At 64.7% G+C, this 14323-nt stretch carries 13 protein-coding genes; 4 read left to right on the top strand and 9 right to left on the bottom strand.

From position 1 onward, the window contains the following. The first annotated feature begins 320 nt into the window (after positions 1-320). Both dacB and LPA37_RS17215 read left to right on the top strand, forming a co-directional pair. Positions 321-1862 (top strand): D-alanyl-D-alanine carboxypeptidase/D-alanyl-D-alanine endopeptidase, encoded by a 1542-nt coding sequence (dacB, locus tag LPA37_RS17220; RefSeq protein WP_228983747.1) that lies wholly within the window; start codon positions 321-323, stop codon positions 1860-1862. 170 nt (positions 1863-2032) lie between these two features. Next, positions 2033-3217, top strand: coding sequence for an SGNH/GDSL hydrolase family protein (locus LPA37_RS17215; RefSeq protein ID WP_228983719.1), 1185 nt, complete (start codon positions 2033-2035; stop codon positions 3215-3217). 67 nt (positions 3218-3284) lie between these two features. Here LPA37_RS17215 and LPA37_RS17210 read toward each other — a convergent pair whose 3' ends face one another. The 9 genes from LPA37_RS17210 to LPA37_RS17170 form a co-directional block, all read right to left on the bottom strand. After that, on the bottom strand, positions 3285-4358 hold the full coding sequence (locus tag LPA37_RS17210) for an L-threonylcarbamoyladenylate synthase (protein ID WP_228983720.1): 1074 nt from the start codon (positions 4356-4358) through the stop codon (positions 3285-3287). A 13-nt stretch (positions 4359-4371) separates the two neighbouring features. Then, complete coding sequence (locus LPA37_RS17205) at positions 4372-5568, bottom strand: 5-(carboxyamino)imidazole ribonucleotide synthase (protein WP_228983723.1); 1197 nt, start codon at positions 5566-5568, stop codon at positions 4372-4374. Positions 5569-5654: 86 nt separating this feature from the next. After that, the gene (gene purE, locus LPA37_RS17200; protein WP_228983725.1) at positions 5655-6173 is read right to left on the bottom strand and encodes a 5-(carboxyamino)imidazole ribonucleotide mutase; all 519 of its coding nucleotides are present in this window, start codon (positions 6171-6173) and stop codon (positions 5655-5657) included. 30 nt (positions 6174-6203) lie between these two features. Then, the gene (locus tag LPA37_RS17195; RefSeq protein WP_228983726.1) at positions 6204-7094 is read right to left on the bottom strand and encodes a phosphoribosylaminoimidazolesuccinocarboxamide synthase; all 891 of its coding nucleotides are present in this window, start codon (positions 7092-7094) and stop codon (positions 6204-6206) included. 131 nt (positions 7095-7225) lie between these two features. After that, positions 7226-8290 (bottom strand): class II fructose-bisphosphate aldolase, encoded by a 1065-nt coding sequence (gene fba / locus LPA37_RS17190; protein WP_228983727.1) that lies wholly within the window; start codon positions 8288-8290, stop codon positions 7226-7228. A gap of 176 nt (positions 8291-8466) precedes the next feature. Continuing rightward, on the bottom strand, positions 8467-9903 hold the full coding sequence (pyk, locus tag LPA37_RS17185) for a pyruvate kinase (RefSeq protein ID WP_228983730.1): 1437 nt from the start codon (positions 9901-9903) through the stop codon (positions 8467-8469). Between the two features lie 418 nt (positions 9904-10321). After that, positions 10322-11515 (bottom strand): phosphoglycerate kinase, encoded by a 1194-nt coding sequence (locus LPA37_RS17180; RefSeq protein WP_228983731.1) that lies wholly within the window; start codon positions 11513-11515, stop codon positions 10322-10324. Positions 11516-11734: 219 nt separating this feature from the next. Further along, complete coding sequence (locus LPA37_RS17175; RefSeq protein WP_228983734.1) at positions 11735-12058, bottom strand: AzlD domain-containing protein; 324 nt, start codon at positions 12056-12058, stop codon at positions 11735-11737. Continuing rightward, the gene (locus LPA37_RS17170) at positions 12055-12801 is read right to left on the bottom strand and encodes an AzlC family ABC transporter permease (RefSeq protein WP_228983737.1); all 747 of its coding nucleotides are present in this window, start codon (positions 12799-12801) and stop codon (positions 12055-12057) included. The genes LPA37_RS17175 and LPA37_RS17170 overlap by 4 nt, the downstream gene beginning before the upstream one ends. Before the next feature lie 310 nt (positions 12802-13111). Here LPA37_RS17170 and LPA37_RS17165 point away from each other — a divergent pair, with 310 nt between their 5' ends. Continuing rightward, a complete protein-coding gene (locus LPA37_RS17165; RefSeq protein WP_228983743.1) occupies positions 13112-14032 on the top strand; it encodes a branched-chain amino acid transaminase in 921 nt (306 codons plus the stop codon). A 73-nt stretch (positions 14033-14105) separates the two neighbouring features. Beyond that, a complete protein-coding gene (locus tag LPA37_RS17160; protein ID WP_090528136.1) occupies positions 14106-14300 on the top strand; it encodes a zinc-finger domain-containing protein in 195 nt (64 codons plus the stop codon). Positions 14301-14323 lie beyond the last annotated feature (23 nt).

Raw genomic sequence — 14323 nt, 5'->3', positions numbered from 1 at the left:
GGCGTTTCGCGCAGCACCCCGGCTTGTCTCTACAATGAGCGCTTTTACGCGACGCCGCGCGGCTCGCTGTTCGACCGGCCGCCCGCATGTCGCGACACACAGCCTTACAAAAGCCTTCACCCCAACTCTCTCGCATGACGACCGCTTTTCTCCTCGAATTTGCGCGCAGCCTTTCGCCGCGCCGTGCTCCATCCCGTGATACCGCTACGTCATGCCGCCCGGGCGCAGCGGAGACCGTCTCGCGTTCCGGCCTCCGTCACGTGTCGCGCGCAAGCCCGACGTCTGCCGTGGGCGTGGCAAGCACCATCCGCTCGCCGCGCATGAGCTTCGCATGCGCCGCCGTGCTCGGGCTGACGCTCGCGTGCGTCGCGGCGCCCACGCCCGCCTTCGCGCGCACGAAGGCGAAGCACCCCGCGGTCAACGTCACGACGGTGCTGCCGCCGTCGGTCATGGCCGGACTCGCACGCGCGCACGTGCCGCTTTCGTCGGTGAGCGTGGTCGTCGAAAAGATCGGCGACCGCACGCCGATCCTCGCGCTCAACGCGGGCAAACCAATGATGCCCGCCTCGACGATGAAGCTCGTCACGACCTACGCGGGCCTCTCGATTCTCGGCCCGGACTATCGCTGGCGCACGAGCGCTTTCGCGGATGGCACCGTTGACGGCAACGGCGTGCTGCACGGCGATCTCTACATACAGGGCACCGGCGACCCGAAGCTCGTGCCTGAAGAACTGATCGATCTCGTGCAGAAGATCCGCAATTCGGGCATCAACGGCATCGACGGCGCGCTTGTGCTCGACAAGCGTTTCTTCGATGTGTCGACCCGTGATCTGCCGCCCTTCGACGACGACACCACCGCACCGTACAACGTCGGCCCCGATCCGCTGCTGTACGCGTTCAAGTCGCTGTCGTTCTCGTTGTCGCCTTCGCCCGACGGCACCGTTGCCATCGACGTGCTGCCCGCGCTCGCGCAACTGCGGATCGACAACCAGCTGCGCGCGACGAACGGCCCGTGCCGCGGCGACCTGACCGCCGTTACGCCGACGGTGACGCCGATGCCGGACGGCACCGTCAACGCGACGTTTAGCGGCGACTTCCCGGTGCGCTGCGGCGACCGCACGGTCAATGTCGCCGTGCTCGACCACAGCGCGTTTTTCGCGGGCGGCTTTCTCGCGCTGTGGCAGCAAACCGGCGGTACGTTCCACGGCACGACACGCGAAGGCGCCGTGCCGGTCACGGCAAGACAGGTCGCCGTTCACCACGGGCCCGTGCTGTCGGACATCGTTCGCGACATCAACAAGTTCAGCAACAACACGATGGCGCGCAACCTGTTCCTGACGATCGGCGCGGTGATCGACAAGCCGCCCGCGACGCCGGAAAAATCCGTCGACGCCATCGATACGTTCATGCATCGCAGCGCGCTGCCCACCGAATATCTGCAGCTCGAAAACGGTTCGGGTCTGTCACGGGATGAGCATATCCCGGCGATCTCGCTCGCGGACCTCCTCCAGTCGGCTAACGCGAGCCCCGTCGCCCAGGTGTTCGTCGATTCACTGCCGATTGCCGGTGTCGACGGCACGATGCGCAATCGCCTGACCGGCCAGCCCGTCAACGGCAACGCGCACATCAAGACCGGCACGCTGCGCGACGTGCGTGCGATCGCGGGCTATGTGGCTTCTTCGGATGGCACGAGCTACGTCGTCGTGAGCATCATCAACGATCCGCACGCCGAAGCCGCGCGTGCCGCGCACGACGCACTACTGGAATGGATCTATCAGGGACCGTCCAGGCCGATGTCAGATATCTCTGACGCACCCCGTGCAAAGCCCAGGAAAAACCCGCATTCGCGCGGCAGGCATTGAGGGATTCTTCTACGGAAGCCGTTCGTCCCCTACACGGGTAGCGTGTACGCTGTCGGACAATGTTCATCGCGCAGGTTCAAACAATCGCACGAGGACACACATCGCGCGCCGCCCTGCGTCGCGCGATGCAATCAAACGACAACGACAGGGCTCGAGGAGAAGAAGTCGAAATGAAGCACAACGAAATCGGACATCGGGGATTCGCGCGGATCGCGCAGTGCGCGATCGCGAGCGCGGCATTTGCATTGCTCGCCGCCTGCGGTGGCGGTGGCGGCGACAACAATGCGAGCAGCACGCCGCCGGGCGGTGTGAAGCTGCAGGTGGTGTCGTTTGGCGACAGCCTGTCGGATGTGGGTACGTATGCGCCGGCCATTCAGGGCAATTTCGGCGGCGGCCGTTTTACGACGAATCCGGGCGAAATCTGGACGCAAAAGGTTGCCGAGTACTACGGCGATACGCTAACGGCCGCGAACCAGGGCGGCTTCGGCCAGCCGCTGGTCGCGACGGGCGGCATGGGTTATGCGCAGGGTGGTTCGCGCGTCGGCACGCAGCCGGGCATCGGCTATGCGAGCCCGCCACTGCCTTCCTACGCACAGGCCACCACGGTACCGGTCACCGACCAGGTCAATCAATACATCGCGCAACACGGCTCGTTCAATGCGAACCAGCTGGTGCTGATCAACGGCGGCGCGAACGACATTTTCTACTGGGCCACGGTCATCCAGAAAACGGCCGCGGCGGTTCAGGCTGGCACGCTCCAGCCCTCGGATCTGGCAGCGGCACAGCAGCAAGCGTCTGACGGCATGACCCTGGCCGCGCAGCAGTTCGTCGGCGCGGTTCAACTGATCCTTTCGAAGGGCGCGACGCACGTGGTCGTGTCCGACGTGCCCGATCTCAAGGCAACGCCTGAAGGTGTGCAGAGCGGCCCGACCGGCCAGGGGCTGTTCGATTCGCTCACCGTGCCATACAACAACGCGCTGAAACAGTATCTGGGCAATGTCCCGCAGGTGATTCTGGTGAGTGCGTACACGTGGCTCGACCAGTCGGTCGCCAGTTACCAGTCGCTGGGCTTCACGGTGTCGAACACCGATACGGGTTGTGCCCTGAGCAAGATGGAAGCGTCGGCAACGGCCTATGCCCAGCAAAACCCGAGCGTGCTCGCTCCGGGTCAGTCCGCCGCGGACTTCGGCAGCTCGTTTGGTTCGTCGCTGTTCTGCTCGCCGCAAACCTACACGGTGGCCGGCGCGGATCAGACGTACATGTTTGCCGATTCAGTCCATCCGTCCACGCACCTGCATGCACTGTTCGCGCAGACCGTCGAGCAGGCAATCGCTCAGCACGGCATCGGCAAGTGATGGTCCTGGAATAGCAATCGGCACGCTTGCCGATCGATCATGTCCGGCCCGGTTGCGCCGGGCATTTTTACTGGTTCGACGAGTGGGACCGGGGCGTCCAGACCTGCGCCTCGAACGCCGCGGCGGCCCGGCCCAGCCGGTCGTTGACCGCGATCCATTCGATCGTATCCGGCAGCTTCTCGATCAGGATCCGCGACACGTCCGCGCGATCCAGCGCCCGCAGCAGGCTGTACAGTTCGCGTGCGTAAACATGCGGATCTTCCGGCGCGGCGACGAAATGCACGCCGTCAGCGTCGGCCCAGTTCCCGGCGCGCGAGACTCGCGCGACAAGTGCCACACGCTCGTCCGTCGCACGTGCTTCGAGCATCGGTTCCAGCGCTTCGAACGGCAGCAGCGCGAGCGGCGTGCGCGGCGCGTAGTGCGCCTTGAGTGTGCCCGACGCGCGCGGTGCCGTGGCATCCGAACCATCCGGAAGACGCGGCATCTCGCCCAGCACGTCGGCGATATCCTGCGGCGTTACCCGGCCCGGTCGCAGCAGCGCCGGAAAACCACGCGAAAGATCGAGAATCGTCGACTCGATGCCGACTTCCGACGACCCGCCGTCGAGCACGTGAATCGAATCACCGAATTCCTCACGCACGTGCTGCGCGGTTGTTGGACTGACATGACCGAACCGGTTCGCCGACGGCGCCGCGACGCCACCGTGCCCACCCCGCAGCGCGCTGAATGCGGCGAGCAGCGCCTGTGCCACCGGATGCGACGGGCAACGCAGCCCGACCGAATCCTGCCCGCCACTCACCGCCGACGGAATATGCGCCGCGCGTTTCAGGATCAGCGTGAGCGGACCCGGCCAGAACGCATCGATCAGCCGTTGCGCTTCGGGAGGCAGGTGCTCGACCCAGTAGCGTGGATCGCCGCCTGGCGCGAGATGCACGATGACCGGGTGATTCGCCGGCCGTCCCTTCGCGGCGTAAATACGCGCGACTGCATCCGCGCTTTCGGCATCGCCGCCGAGGCCATAGACGGTCTCCGTCGGAAACGCGACGAGTTCCCCCGCGTCGAGCAACGCCGCGGCGTTCGCGATGTCTGCCTCGCTGACGGGCAGCACGCCCTGATCCGGCGATTTCGGTTGATCCAGCATCGTGACTGCGATCTCAGCTCTTGATGATGTGCAACAGGCGCGCACAGTCACGCGCCGCCGTGCGTGCTTCTTCGAGCGTCGCGGCGGTGAAGTTCACGTGGCCCATCTTGCGACCCGGCCGCGCCTCTTCCTTGCCGTACAGATGCAGCCGCGCCGCCGGCATCGCCGCCACTTCGTGCCAGGGCGGCGTGACTGCGGCGCGCTTCGGACCGTCCTTGAACCAGACATCGCCGAGGATATTCAGCATCGCGGCCGGTGAATGCTGGCGCGTGTCGCCGAGCGGCATGCCCGTCATCGCCCGAACCTGCTGTTCGAACTGGCTGGTCGCGCAGGCGTCGACGGTGTAGTGACCTGAATTGTGCGGACGCGGCGCCATCTCGTTCGCGACCAGCGAGCCATCTTCCAGAATGAAAAACTCGACGCACAGCACGCCGACGTAACCCAGCTTCGCGGCGATCTGCAACGCGGCCTGCTGGGCCTGCTCGACAAGCGAAGGGCTCGCGTCCGGCGCCGGCACGATCGTGTGCGACAGCACGCCGTCGCGATGCGTATTCTGCGCGAGCGGATAGACCGCCGATGTCCCGTTCGCGCCGCGGGCGATCAGCGCCGAGACCTCGAACTTCAGCGGCAGCCGTTTTTCCAGCACACACGCCACGCCACCGAGCGACGCATGCGCCTCGCGCACTTCCCCGGCGTTGCGCACGCGAATCTGGCCCTTGCCGTCGTAACCGAGCCGCGCTGTCTTGAGAATACCAGGCAGCACGGCTTCGAGCTTCGCGTCTTCGATCGCTTCGAGCGCGGCCGACGACTCGATCGCCACATGCGGCGCGACCGCCACGCCCGCGGCGGCGATAAAACGCTTCTCTGCAATGCGGTCCTGGGCGACCGCGACACACCGGCCAGCCGGGCTGACGAACGTATAACGCGCGAGGAAATCGAGGCTCGCGGCGGGCACGTTCTCGAACTCGGTCGAAACGGCCGCACAGAGGCGGGCGAGTTCGGTCAGCGACGCTTCGTCGTCGTACGCCGCGCGCAGATGCCGGTCCGCGACGGCGCCCGCCGGACTGCTCTCGTCCGGATCGAGCACGGCGACGCGATACCCCATCGCCTGTGCGGCAAAGCAGAACATGCGGCCAAGCTGGCCGCCGCCGACCATGCCCAGCCAGGCGCCAGGCAGAATCGGTGAAACCGGTGTGTTATCTGAATTCATCTCAGTGGTCGGCAGCGGCCGCAGCGCAGGCAGCCAGGGATCTGATGCGCAACGGCCGGGGTCAGGCAGGAAACATCGGTTCGCGCTTACAGCGCGGGCAATACCATTGCATGTGCAGCTTCGTTCTGACGCACGCGGAATGCAGCAAGCTTGTCCGCATACTCAGGCGAGCTCACGCTCAGGATCGAAACAGCAAAAAGCGCCGCGTTCGCCGCGCCGGCTTCGCCGATCGCAAACGTCGCGACCGGCACGCCCTTCGGCATCTGGACGATCGAGTGCAGCGAATCGACGCCCTTCAGATACTTGCTCGCGACCGGCACGCCCAGCACCGGCACCGTGGTCTTGGCGGCCAGCATGCCGGGCAGGTGCGCGGCGCCGCCCGCACCCGCGATGATCGCGCGCAGGCCGCGCTCGCGCGCACGCTCCGCGTAGTCGAACATCTCGTCGGGCATACGGTGCGCCGAAACGACCTTCGCTTCGTAGGGCACGCCGAACTCCTGAAGGAGCGCGACAGCGTGTTTCATGATGTCCCAATCGGAACTGGAGCCCATCAGCACGCCAACGAGCGGCGCGGCGTGCGTGTGGGCGGTCTGTGCTTCGCTCATCGTACGAACTTCCTTATCGGGACTGAGGCGTCAGGCGAGCTTCTGCCCGGTCAGGCGTTCGAGCGCTTCCTGATACTTTTCGCCCGTCTTCGCGACAACGTCGTCGGGCAGCTTCGGCGCCGGCGGCTCTTTCTTCCACGACTGCGTTTCGAGCCAGTCGCGCACGAACTGCTTGTCGAACGACGGCGGATTCGTGCCGACCTGATACTGGTCGGCCGGCCAGAAGCGCGACGAATCGGCCGTCAGCGCCTCATCCATCAGATACAGCTTGCCGTGGTTGTCGAGACCGAATTCGAACTTCGTGTCGGCGATGATGATGCCGCGCGTGGCCGCGAATTCAGCGGCTTCCTTGTACAACCGGATCGAGATGTCGCGGATCGTGGCCGACAGTTCGGTGCCGATGCGGCGTTCCATCTCGTTGTACGTGATGTTCTCGTCATGGTGGCCCATTTCGGCCTTGGCTGCCGGCGTGAAGATCGGCTCGGGCAGCTTCTGCGCGTTTTGCAGGCCCGGCGGCAGTTCGACGCCGCACACGGCGCCCGTTGCCTGGTAGTCTTTCCAGCCGCTGCCGGCCAGATAGCCGCGCACCACCGCTTCGACCAGGATCGGCTCGAGACGCCTGACGACAACCGCGCGGCCCTTGACCTGCTCGACTTCGTCCGCTGCGACGACCGTTTCCGGCTCGACGCCGGTCAGGTGATTCGGGACGATGTGCTTCAGCTTGTCGAACCAGAAGTTGGCCATCTGGTTCAGCACGCGCCCCTTGTTGGGAATCGGCTCGCCCATGATGACGTCGAACGCCGACAGACGGTCGGTCGTAACGATCAGCAACTGGTCGTTGCCCACCGCGTAGTTGTCGCGGACCTTGCCGCGGCCGAGCAGCGGCAGCGAGCGGAGCGTGGATTCGTAAAGGGTAGACATCGTCGTAGTTCGCTAGAAATAGGGCAAAAATGAGACCGGAACAAAAGGGAAACGCCGTTCCCCGGATCATGCGGGAACGGCGATCTGACAACAACCTGGCCGGATGACCAGGTCAGTGCTGAACGGACAGCCTAGCGGACCACCTGCCGGAGGTCGCCCGACCTGTACTTCTCCGCCATCCTGTCGAGCGACAGCGGCTTGATTTTAGCGGCCTGGCCTTCGCAGCCGAACGCCACGTAGCGATCCACGCACACCTTCGTGGCGGCTTCACGCGCCGGCTTCAGGTAGTCGCGCGGGTCGAACTTCGACGGGTTTTCGGCCATCGCACGGCGGATCGCGCCGGTGATCGCGAGACGCAGGTCCGTATCGATATTGATCTTGCGCACGCCGTTACGGATGCCTTCCTGAATTTCTTCGACCGGCACGCCGTAGGTTTCCTTCATGTCGCCGCCGAATTCGCGGATTTCCGCGAGCAGTTCCTGCGGCACCGACGACGAACCGTGCATCACCAGGTGCGTATTCGGAATGCGCTGGTGAATTTCCTTGATGCGCTGAATCGACAGGATATCGCCCGTCGGCTTCTTCGTGAACTTGTACGCGCCGTGGGAGGTACCGATCGCGATCGCCAGTGCGTCGCACTGCGTGAGCTTCACGAAATCGGCGGCCTGCTCGACGTCGGTCAGCAGCTGTTCGCGGGTCATCGTGCCTTCCGCGCCGTGGCCGTCTTCCTTGTCGCCCTTCATCGTTTCGAGCGAGCCGAGCACGCCCAGTTCGGCTTCGACCGTCACGCCGATCGAGTGCGCCATCTCCACGACCTTGCGCGACACATCGACATTGTATTCATACGACGCCACCGATTTGCCGTCCGCCTCGAGCGAACCGTCCATCATCACACTCGTAAAACCACTGCGCATGGCCGCCATGCACACGGCCGGCGACTGCCCGTGATCCTGGTGCATCACAACCGGAATATGCGGATATGACTCGACGGCCGCTTCGATCAGATGGCGCAGGAATGGCTCACCGGCATACTTCCGGGCGCCCGCCGACGCCTGCATGATGACCGGCGCGCCGACCTTGTCCGCCGCCGCCATGATCGCCTGCACCTGTTCCAGGTTGTTCACGTTGAATGCCGGGAGGCCATAACCGTTTTCGGCGGCATGGTCCAGCAACTGACGCATTGATACGAGAGGCATGGTGAAACTCCTTAATTGAAACGAAACCTGTGCCGTCGGCATCTAATTTTTGAGATTTTATCGCGAAGCAAGCCGCATTCCCGTGCGTGCCTTCCCTGAGCGTGGGCTCAGGGGCGCGCCGCCTCTCCCGGGAACGCGGCCTGTCCGCCGCGCCGATGGGCATACATCCAGTCTGATCAGTACGGTTCACCCACCCGCACGATTTTCAGTGTGTTCGTTCCGCCGGCCTGTCCCATCGGCTCGCCGACCGTCAGCACCACCATGTCGCCATGCGATGCGTAGCCCTTGCTGACCACCACTTCGAGCGCCTGCGCGAGCGCCGTGTCGCGGTCGGTGTTGGTGTCGAGATGCAGCGACGTCACGTTGCGGTACAGCGCCATCGCGCGCTCGCTGCCGGTGCGCGGCGTGAGCGCGAAGATCGGCACGTGCGTCCAGTGACGCGACATCCACAGCGCGGTCGACCCCGATTCGGTCAGCGCGACGATCGCCTTCGCGCCGAGGTGGAACGCCGTGAAGAGCGCACCCATCGCGATCGACTGGTCGATACGCGTGAACGTCCGGTCGAGGAAATCCTTGTCCAGTTCCGAGTTTTCCGACTTCTCGGCTTCCACGCAGATCGCGGCCATCGTTTCGATGGTCTGCACCGGATACTTGCCCGCCGCCGATTCCGCCGACAGCATCACGGCATCCGTGCCGTCCAGCACCGCGTTCGCGACGTCCGACACCTCGGCGCGCGTCGGCACCGGTGCGTGGATCATCGATTCCATCATCTGCGTGGCGGTGATGACGAACTTGTTCGACTCGCGCGCCATACGGATCATGCGCTTTTGCAGCGCCGGGACTGCGGCATTGCCCACTTCCACGGCCAGATCGCCGCGCGCGACCATGATGCCGTCCGACGCGTCGAGGATGCCCTGCAGCGCCGGAATGGCTTCGGCACGCTCGATCTTCGCGATCATCTTCGGCTTGATGCCGTAAGGCGCGCCCGCGATATTGGCGAGCTGGCGGGCCATTTCCATGTCGGTGGCGTTCTTCGGGAACGATACCGCGACAAAATCCGCGCCGAGCGACATGGCCGTCTTGATGTCTTCCATGTCCTTTTCGGTCAGCGCCGGCGCCGTGAGGCCGCCGCCCTGGCGGTTGATGCCCTTGTTGTTGGACAGGTCGCCGCCGATCTTCACCGTGGTGTGAATCTCGGTGCCGAGCACGCGCGTGACGTTCAGGACGATCAGGCCGTCGTTGAGCAGCAGCACGTCGCCCGGTTTCAGGTCGCGCGGCAGATCCTTGTAGTCGAGGCCGACGCGGTCGTCGTTGCCGAGTTCGCACGCGGAATCGAGGATGAATGAATTGCCGGCGATCAGCGTGGTCTTGCCGTTCTCAAACTTGCCCACGCGGATCTTCGGGCCTTGCAGGTCAGCCATGATGGCGACTTCGCGGCCAGCCTTGCGCGCGACCTCACGGACGAACTCAGCGCGTTGGCGATGGTCGTCGGCGGTGCCGTGCGAGAAGTTGAGCCGCACCACATCGCATCCGGCCTGAATCATTTGCAGCAGGATTTCCTGCGTACTGGAAGCCGGGCCGATGGTGGCGACAATCTTGGTGGCGCGATGCATGAGTCTCCTCGTCTGGATGGGTTCGCTGGATTGAGCGCTGCGAGTCGGATTCGTTGGCGTTGCCGCGCGAGCGGCTGCCGGGGGTTGCGCGCCGGCTGGAGCTGGCGTCGCTTTGTTTGAGCGTTGCGCATCGGGCGTGGCCGATGTCGCGGTGTCTTGTGCCTGCGGTGCCTGCGTGCCGGATTCGGCCTGCGCGGCAGTGTCGGGTGCCGCAGTTTGTGCTGGCGCGCGTTTGTGCTGCGCCGTTACCGCAAGAACATCTGCGGGGTCCTGCACCGCTGGCTGGTGCGGCGCGCCTGCTGGCGCCGGAGCCGATGCCAGCGGCTTGCTGCTGGAGCGCGCGCTGCGCTCCCCTGCGGCTGTCGTGCGCGGCGTGGGCCGGCCTTTTGCTGATTTCGTCGGGGAGCGCGTTGCCACGTTAAGCCCGCGATTCCAGGATTTCGACGGCGGGCAGTGTCTTGCCTTCGAGGAACTCGAGGAAGGCGCCTCCGCCTGTCGAGATATAGCTGACCTTGTCGTGGATGCCGTATTTGGCGATCGCCGCGAGCGTGTCGCCGCCGCCGGCAATCGAGAACGCCGGCGACTTCGCGATCGCATCAGCGAGCGTCTTCGTGCCGTTGCCGAACTGGTCGAATTCGAACACGCCGACCGGGCCGTTCCAGACGATCGTGCCGGCCTTTTCCAGTTGAGCGGCCAGCGCCTTCGCGGTGTCCGGGCCGATGTCGAGGATCAGGTCGTCGTCCTCTACGTCGGCCACGGCCTTCACTTCGGCCTTCGCCGTCGGCGAGAATTCCTTCGCGGTGACGACGTCCGTCGGGATCGGCACCGAAGCGCCACGTGCCTTCGCGGCATCGATGATCGCCTTCGCATTGTTGACGAGATCCGCTTCGGCGAGCGACTTGCCGATCTTCAGCCCCGCCGCCAGCATGAACGTGTTCGCGATGCCGCCGCCGACGATCAGCTGGTCGACCTTGCCGGCGAGCGAATCGAGAATGGTGAGTTTGGTCGACACCTTGGAGCCGGCGACGATCGCCACCAGCGGACGCTTCGGCGCGCCGAGCGCCTTGCCGAGCGCGTCGAGTTCAGCCGCGAGCAGCGGACCCGCGCACGCAACCGGCGCGTATTTCGCGATGCCGTACGTGGTGGCTTCGGCGCGATGCGCGGTGCCGAACGCGTCGTTGACGTAGATGTCGCAGAGCTTCGCCATCTTCTGCGCGAGCTCGTCGGAATTCTTCTTTTCGCCCTTGTTGACGCGGCAGTTCTCGAGCAGCACGACCTGGCCCGGCGCGACGTTCACGCCGTTTTCCACCCAGTTCGCGACGAGCGGCACATCGCGGCCGAGCAGTTCGCCGAGGCGCGTCGCGACCGGCGCGAGCGAGTCTTCCGGCTTCAGTTCGCCTTCCGTCGGGCGGCCAAGGTGCGAGGTGACCATGACGGCCGCGCCGGCATCCAGTGCGTCGCGGATAGCGGGCACCGACGCGCGGATGCGGGTGTCTTCGGTGATGTTGCCGTGATCGTCCTGCGGCACGTTCAGATCGGCGCGGATGAAAACGCGTTGGCCGGCAAGCTTGCCTTCGGCGATCAGATCGGTGAGACGCTTCACTTGGGTCATGGTGTCGGGATGCGGGTTGATTGGAAGGCGGTGGACAATGCAACCTGCCCGACATGATGAGGACAGGGCCGGCGGCATCGGCCGCGGCTTCGCGCAGTGATCCGGAAGACGGCTATTTTAACCGATACCGGTGACGTTCCTGGACGTGTGGCTGCGAATCTCCAGCATTTGGGCGGACGTCACGCGATGCGGCATCGCAGCATTTCCCACGTCCGGACACTAGGCAACAAGTCGCAGGACGGTGAACACTGCCATGCCGGCGACAATCGTGCCGATCATGCTGCGCCGCCACAGATACCAGCCGAGCCCGGCGAGCGTGGCGTAGAACTCGTGATTCGACAGCCCGAAGGACAGCCCGTTGCTGGTTTCCACCACGTCGGGCAGCACGACCGCCGCCAGCGCGGCGGCCGGCGCGTAGCGCAACATGCGCTGCACGCGCTCCGGCAGGACCGTTCGCTCGCCGCCGATCAGGAACATCGCGCGCGTCACCGCGGTGACGAACGTCATGCCGAGAATGGCGAGCCAGATCTGTGTGGTGGTCATCGGGAATCTCCCGCGCGCTGGCGGATGCGGCGCAGGTCGGCGCGCTCGACGATCGAATCGGTGATGCTGCCCGCGATGATCGCGGTGATGACCGCGAGCGGCAGCGCGAGCCGGTACGGCAGGTCGACCGCCAGCAGCGAAACGACACCCGCGATGCCGACCGCGACCGCCGTCGAACGCGTGACGATCGCCGACACCATGATCGGCAGCAGCACGAGCGTGCCGGCGAGCCCGAGCCCCCAGTTGTCCGGGAAGAGGCTCGCGAGCAGGATGCCGATCGCCGACGAGACCTGCCACGACGCCCAGCTGGCAATCGCCATGCCCCAGAAATACGCCTCCTTGCCAGGCTGGAAGCCGGTCGGAAAGCTCTTCTTCTGGAACAGCAGATAGATGATGTCGCCGTTGAAATAGCCGATCAGCATGCGCCGCCACAGCGGCAGATACGAGAAATGCGGCGCGAGACCCGCGCTGAAGATCACGAAGCGGGTGTTGACCATCGCGGCGGTGAGCAGGATCGTCCAGACCGGCAGCTTCGCGGCGAAGAGCGGCAGCACCGCCAGTTGCGACGAACCCGCATACACCGCCACCGACATGCCGAGCGCCTGGGGCAGCGTCAGCACGGACTTGCTCATCGCGATGCCGGTCACGAGCCCCCATGAAAATATCGCCATGAGCGTGGGCGAATAGTCGCGCAGGCCCAGGCGAAAGGCCTGGCGATCAACTTCAGAGAGGCGAGCAGACATTGGACGAGGCAGGCCGGCGCGCGATGCGCCGCCGCAGCAGAAAAGACACAGCCTGTCGGAAAACTTCCGCCGGCGCATCCGGAACTGATTTATGTGTGCGCAGAATTATAGCGTCCGTAAGGTGGCTGAATGCCCGTTCCGTGTGCAAAAGACGCTAAAATAACGGACTTCGCCGCTTGACGGATCTGTGTTTTGGCTTTCCGCGCCACGCATTCCGGCTTACGCCTGCCGTAAGCCTGCGCCGCGCGTTCCGGCCGGGTCGTCGCTGTGGCACCCCGAATACCTCATTACGCACCGCCTGGAGAATCGTATGTCAATGGCCGACCGCGACGGCAAGATCTGGATGGATGGCAAGCTCATCGACTGGCGCGATGCCAAAATCCACGTCCTCACGCACACGCTGCACTACGGCATGGGCGTCTTTGAAGGCGTGCGCGCCTACAAGACGGACAGCGGCACCGCGATCTTCCGCCTGCAGGAACACACGAAGCGTCTTCTGAATTCCGCGAAGATCTTCCAGATGGACGTCCCGTTCGACCACGAAACGCTCGCCGCCGCGCAGCGCGAAGTCGTCCGCGAGAACAAGCTGGAATCGTGCTATCTGCGCCCGATCATCTGGGTCGGCTCGGAAAAGCTCGGCGTGTCGGCGAAGGGCAACACGATCCACGTCGCGATCGCCGCGTGGCCGTGGGGCGCTTACCTCGGTGAAGACGGCCTGAAAAAGGGCATCCGCGTGAAGACGTCGTCGTTCACGCGCCATCATGTGAACGTGTCGATGGTGCGCGCGAAGGCGTCGGGCTGGTACGTGAACTCGATCCTCGCGAACCAGGAAGCCACCGCCGACGGCTACGACGAAGCGCTGCTGCTCGACGTGGACGGCTACGTGTCGGAAGGTTCGGGCGAAAACTTCTTCCTCGTGAACAACGGCAAGCTGTACACGCCGGATCTGTCGTCGTGCCTCGACGGCATCACGCGCGACACCGTCATCACGCTGGCGAAAGACGCCGGCATCGAGGTGATCGAAAAGCGCATCACGCGCGACGAGGTCTACACCTGCGACGAAGCGTTCTTCACCGGCACGGCCGCCGAAGTCACGCCGATCCGCGAACTCGATAACCGCACGATCGGTGCGGGCGCGCGCGGTCCGATCACGGAAAAGCTGCAATCCGGCTTCTTCGACATCGTGAACGGCAAGAGCACGAAGTACGCGAACTGGCTGACCAGGGTTTAAGCCTTCGTTCACTGCCTGCGCGGGCTGCGCATCGCGCGCCGCGTTTTCATCCGAATACAAAGAGAACGTCCTCATGAGTGAAATCAAGGAAATGCCGCTGGTCGAACTGTCGGCCAAAGACCTGCCGGCGTATTGCCCGAATCCGTCGATGCCGCGCTGGAGCACGCATCCGCGCGTCTTCATCGACGTCACGCACGGCGAAGCACGCTGCCCGTATTGCGGCACGCGCTACAAGCTGCGCGCCGGCGAAGTGGTCAAAGGCCACTGAGCACGCCCGCATTGCGGCTGACA

This window comes from Paraburkholderia gardini (assembly GCF_907164545.1).
Classification (GTDB): domain Bacteria; phylum Pseudomonadota; class Gammaproteobacteria; order Burkholderiales; family Burkholderiaceae; genus Paraburkholderia; species Paraburkholderia gardini.
Note: the sequence above shows the minus strand (reverse complement) of the source record. Positions and strands in the feature narration are given on the sequence as shown.